At 68.2% G+C, this 471-nt stretch carries 1 protein-coding gene; it reads left to right on the top strand.

Going from position 1 to position 471, the window contains the following annotated elements:
* Positions 1-346, top strand: a 346-nt coding sequence (locus tag EKO23_RS24855; RefSeq protein WP_217702817.1) for a YdhR family protein, incomplete at its 5' end; no start/stop codon positions are given.
* Between the last annotated feature and the right edge of the window lie 125 nt (positions 347-471).

The raw sequence follows: 471 nt of genomic DNA, 5'->3' as shown, positions 1-471 counted from the left end.
GCCGGCCCGGACCAAGGAGGTCGCTGTGCAGATCCTGATCGTGAACTTCAGCCTTGACGGACTCTCCGAGGAGGAATTCGCGAGCTCGTGCGACGTGCTCGCTCCTGCCTTCGCCGCGGTCCCGGGACTCGCATCAAAGGTGTGGCTCGCCGACCGCGCCGAGGGGATCTTCGGCGGTGTATACACGTTCGAGTCCGCGAGGGCCGTCGACGACTTCCTCCAATCGGACCTGTTCGCCGGAGTCGGCTCGACACCCGGTCTCGTGAACATCTCGGTCCGTCGGTTCGGCGTGCTCGACGGACCCACCCGGGTCACCCGTGGGTTGGCGCAGCCCGCGGGCGTATGAGGCGGGCACCCTTGTCGCGATGAGCGACGACGTCACGCTGAAGGGGCGGGAGCGCGAGCTTGCGTCCCTTCGACGCGTCCTCGACGCGAACGGACCGCGTGTGGCGTTCGTCTACGGCGTCGCGG

It is taken from the genome of Nocardioides guangzhouensis (assembly GCF_004519545.1).
Taxonomy (GTDB): domain Bacteria; phylum Actinomycetota; class Actinomycetes; order Propionibacteriales; family Nocardioidaceae; genus Nocardioides; species Nocardioides guangzhouensis.
The sequence above is the reverse complement of the archived record's forward strand: the minus strand, read 5'-3'. Positions and strand labels throughout refer to the sequence as shown.